Below are 4,153 nucleotides of genomic sequence, written 5' to 3' on the forward strand. Positions count from 1 at the left end.
TGCTTGGCCCGTCGCTCGGCGGGTTGCTGATCGCCGGCGCCGGCTGGCGGGCGATCTTCCTGGTCAATGTGCCGCTCGGCATGCTGGCTTTCGCGCTTGCCTGGCGCGCACTGCCCAACGAAGGCAGGTCCGGGCCGGGACGAAGCACCTTCGATACTCCTGGGACGGTTCTGCTCGCCTTGACGCTGGCCGCCTATGCGCTGGCCATGACACTGGGCAAGGGCAGCTTTGGTCTGCTCAATCTCGGCCTGCTTGCCGTTGCCGCCCTTGGCGTCGCCTTGTTCATCGTGACGGAATTGAAGGTCGAGACTCCGCTCGTCCGCCTGGCTGCATTCGGCGACCGCATGCTGACCGCAAGCCTCGCCATGAGCGTCGTCGTCTCGACCGTGGTGATGGGCCAGTTGGTGGTCGCGCCGTTCTACCTCTCCAGAGCGCTGGGCCTCGACCCCGCCACCGTCGGCCTGGTAATGTCCACGGCACCGTTGGTCGCGACGCTGGCTGCGGTGCCGGCGGGGCGGCTGGTCGACCGCTTCGGTGCCCAGCCGACGATGATCGCCGGCCTGGCCTCGCTCGTTCTCGGCACGTTTGCCCTCTCGTCGATCCGGATCGCGTTCGGCATTCCCGGCTACGTCGTCCCGGTCCTGGCGCTGAGCGGCGGCTACGCCCTGTTCCAGACCGCGAATAACACCGCGGTGATGGGGGCCGCGACCGCCGACCAGCGCGGCGTCGTCTCCGGCCTCGTCAACCTGTCGCGCAATCTCGGCCTGATCACCGGCGCATCGCTGATGGGCGCCATATTCGCCGCGGCATCTGCTGGAGCAGATTCAGCGACCCCATCGGCAACCCTGCTAGGGATGCAGGTCACGTTCCGAGTCGCGATGGCGCTTGCGCTGGTTGCGCTCGGCCTTGCCCTGTTCAGCCGGCGGGCGGGCGGCAAGCGCAAGGATCTTGCCTAAGCCCGCTTGCGGCGCTCGTAGAGCATGACCAGCGTCTCGGCTGTCAGGGCCGGCTTCTGCTCGCCCTCGATCTCGACCGTATTGGCGGCCTTCATCAGATACTGGCCGGGGCCCTTGTCCTCCATCGACAGCAGCGTGGTGCGGAGCCGTATTCTCGATCCGACTCTAACCGGAGACAGGAAGCGGACCTTGTCGAAGCCGTAATTGAAGGCGGCCTGGGTGTTTTCGGGTACGATGCCCATGTCGAGTGCCAGCGCGCCGATGATCGACAGCGTCAGATAGCCATGCGCGATCGTGGTGCGGAACGGGCTCTGCCGCTTCGCCCTTTCAGGGTCAACATGGATCCACTGGTGGTCGCCGGTGCATTCGGCGAACTGGTCGATACGGTGCTGGTCGACCGTCGTCCATTCCGACACCCCGACTTCCAGCCCGGCCATCGTCCTCAACTGCTCGAAGGTCGGCGGCGTCCTCGGCCGTGCTTCCGTCATTCCTGCTTTCCCGATCGTTTCGCCCGTCTCCCGACCACGAAGCGGAGCCCCCTGTCAATTCGCCGCCGGGCAATTCGGTTCCGACAGGCCGCGTTTTGCCGCCGTGGGTGGCAGCTCATCCACAGTGTCGCCGGAAGGCAAGCGCGGCCTCCGCGCGCCCGGGACTTAACGCCCGAAATGCACGATCATATCTGGCAGGCAGCAAAGCGAAGCTGACTGGAAAAGTCACTTCTTCTCGTAGCCGGAGCGAATTTCGGCCATCGCGTCCTTGATGCGCTCGCGCAGGATCTCGATGGATTCCGTGCCGGATTTCCTGGCCATTTCAGCCACCTCGCCGGCATTCTTCAGCGCCGTCTCGAAGGATTTGCGGGCGAACTCCGCCTGCCTCGTCATCAATTCCTGCGGATTGCCGGGTGCCCGGTAATTTTGTGCCAGATCGGTGATCTCGCGCAGCGCCTCCTGCACCATCTCGCGTTGCCGCGCAAGCAACGAGGACGCTCCGGCCGCGCCTGCCCTGGCGGACTTTTCGAGCGCTTCGAGATTCTTGCGGTGGTGGCTGATTATGGCTTCGACATCGACATTCGGCATCTTCAGGTCGCGGCCGAATCTGCTGAACATGTCCAGGAACGAGTCGGAGTCCGGTTGTTTCGCCATGGCTTCTGCTCCCCAATCTGCCGCGAAGGCCTTCCCTGACAGAAGAATAGAGCACGCCACGCTTGCGTCAATTGACGAGGAACAACCGCTCGGCCGTGTAAAGCACGATGCCGGCAAGGCCGCCGATGACCATGCCGTTGAAGCGGATATATTGCAGGTCCTTGCCGATGTTCATCTCGATTAGCCGGGTGAGTTGGCCAAGATCCCAGCGTTTGACCTGGTCGGCGATGAATTTCGACACGCCGCTCTTCTGGCTCTCTACGAAGGACGACAGCGCCACCACGAACCCCTGGTTCATGTCGGCCCTGATCCGCGCGTCGCTGGCCAGATGGCGGCCGACCTCGACGAACATGTTGGCGAGGTGGGCGCGGATCAGGGAATTCTCGGCCCTGGCGTCCTGCTCTATGAACTGCCGCAGGCTTTCCCACATGTCGCCGGCCAGCGCCTTCATTTCCGGCCGCGCCAGGAAATCGCGCTTCAGCTGCTCGGCCCGCCTGGCATATTGCTTCGACGTCCTCAGCCGCTCGATGAAAGTCTTCGCAAACCGGTCGAACTCGGCCCGCATCGGGTGGTCGGGATCGGTCCTCACCTCCTCGAGCAGCGTGCCGGCTGAGGCTACGATCTTCTTGAGCAGATAGGCATCGGCGCGAAACAGGTTGAACAGCGACGGCAATTCCTCGCGGATCTTCTCGCGCATGGCGGAGAGCGCCTCCTCGTCGTTGAGGAAGCGGCCGATCACCCTGGTGAATTCGTCGAACAGTTTCTGGTGACGGCGATCGTCGGTGAGCGTCGACAGGAGCTCGGCGGCAAGCGGCGCCAGCGGCACCTTCTCGACCTCATCCAGCATGCGGCTGGTGACAAAGCCGCGCAGGCCGGACTGTTCGACAGCGGCAAGCGTCTGCGGCACCAGGCGGGCGACAAAGCGCGACAGGCCGGCGGCGCGCTCGGCATCGGCCAGCCAGTCGGCGACCAAAGCGGAAAAGTCGACCTCGGCCAGCTTCTCGCGCACCGGCTCCGGCGCCAGGAAATTGACCTCGATGAAGCGGCCAAGATTGTCGGCGATGCGCTCCTGGTTCTCCGGGATGATGGCCGTGTGCGGGATCGGCAGGCCGAGCGGCCGCCTGAACAGCGCCACCACCGCATACCAGTCGGCGAGGCCGCCGATGGTTGCCGCCTCGGCGAAGGCAGCGACGAAGCCGAGCCACGGATAGGTGCCCTCGAGCGACTTGGCGAGCCCGAAGACCAGAACGCAAAGCGCCAGCGCCGTGGCGGCCACCAGCTTGGTGCGCCGCAGCGCCGCAAGCTTGGCATCGGCGTCGGTGTCGAATCGGACATGGTTCATGGCCGGGGCCGCTTGTGACATGCTGAGCCGCTCCTGATCGATGTTGCGATCTTATCTAGGGTCGTCGCCGGCCAAATGCCCGCCATACCCTGTCCGGCTCACAATTTGCGCCACCATGCACATAAAGTTGACGCGTTTATTCATCTATCGTGCGCCGCCAGTCTGGAATTGTTCCAAGGTATAGGCCATATTGGGTCCAAGCTACTGGTTCATGAGGACGAAATGCGGCTGACGCGCCAGACCAATTATGCCATGCGCATCCTGATGTATTGCGCCGCCAATACCGAACGGCTGAGCCGCATCCCCGAGATTGCCGCGGCCTATTCGGTGTCGGAGCTGTTCCTGTTCAAGATTCTGCAGCCGCTGGTCGAGCACGGTCTGGTCGAGACGGTTCGTGGCAGGAATGGCGGCGTCAGGCTTGGCCGTCCGGCCGAGCAGATCAGCCTGTTCGACGTCGTGCGGGTGACCGAAGAGAGCTTCGCCATGGCCGAATGCTTCGAGAACGACGCGGCCGAATGCCCGCTGGTCGACAGCTGCGTGCTGAACTCGGCGCTGCGCGAGGCGCTCAACGCCTTCTTTGCCGTGCTGTCGCGCTACACGATCGCAGACCTGGTGGCGGCGCGCCCGAATGTGCGCCATCTGCTTGGCATCGACATGCTGGAGCAGCGCGCCCCCGCCGCCTGATTGCAGCCGGCGGCTAGGCCGCCGATTGC

General features: G+C 64.3%; 5 protein-coding genes. 2 read left to right on the forward strand and 3 right to left on the reverse strand.

All coding sequences use genetic code 11. From position 1 onward, the window contains the following. The coding region (locus EN781_RS27565; RefSeq protein ID WP_127400520.1) for an MFS transporter at positions 1 to 956 on the forward strand (956 nt) is incomplete at its 5' end. On the opposite strand, the gene EN781_RS27570 is transcribed toward EN781_RS27565, so the two are convergent. The 3 genes from EN781_RS27570 to EN781_RS27580 form a co-directional block, all read right to left on the reverse strand. Next, a complete protein-coding gene (locus tag EN781_RS27570) occupies positions 953 to 1,444 on the reverse strand; it encodes a MaoC family dehydratase (protein ID WP_126054160.1) in 492 nt (163 codons plus the stop codon). The genes EN781_RS27565 and EN781_RS27570 overlap by 4 nt on opposite strands. Positions 1,445 to 1,669: 225 nt before the next feature. Beyond that, positions 1,670 to 2,098: a phasin family protein gene (locus EN781_RS27575; protein ID WP_126054159.1), complete on the reverse strand. Its 429-nt coding sequence runs from the start codon at positions 2,096 to 2,098 to the stop codon at positions 1,670 to 1,672. A 67-nt stretch (positions 2,099 to 2,165) separates the two neighbouring features. Continuing rightward, positions 2,166 to 3,461: a DUF445 domain-containing protein gene (locus EN781_RS27580; protein WP_126054158.1), complete on the reverse strand. Its 1,296-nt coding sequence runs from the start codon at positions 3,459 to 3,461 to the stop codon at positions 2,166 to 2,168. Positions 3,462 to 3,662: 201 nt separating this feature from the next. On the opposite strand from EN781_RS27580, the gene rirA reads away from it, so the two are divergent. Then, positions 3,663 to 4,124 (forward strand): iron-responsive transcriptional regulator RirA, encoded by a 462-nt coding sequence (rirA, locus tag EN781_RS27585; RefSeq protein WP_126054157.1) that lies wholly within the window; start codon positions 3,663 to 3,665, stop codon positions 4,122 to 4,124. Positions 4,125 to 4,153 lie beyond the last annotated feature (29 nt).

The organism is Mesorhizobium sp. M4A.F.Ca.ET.090.04.2.1, assembly GCF_003999085.1.
Classification (GTDB): Bacteria; Pseudomonadota; Alphaproteobacteria; order Rhizobiales; family Rhizobiaceae; genus Mesorhizobium.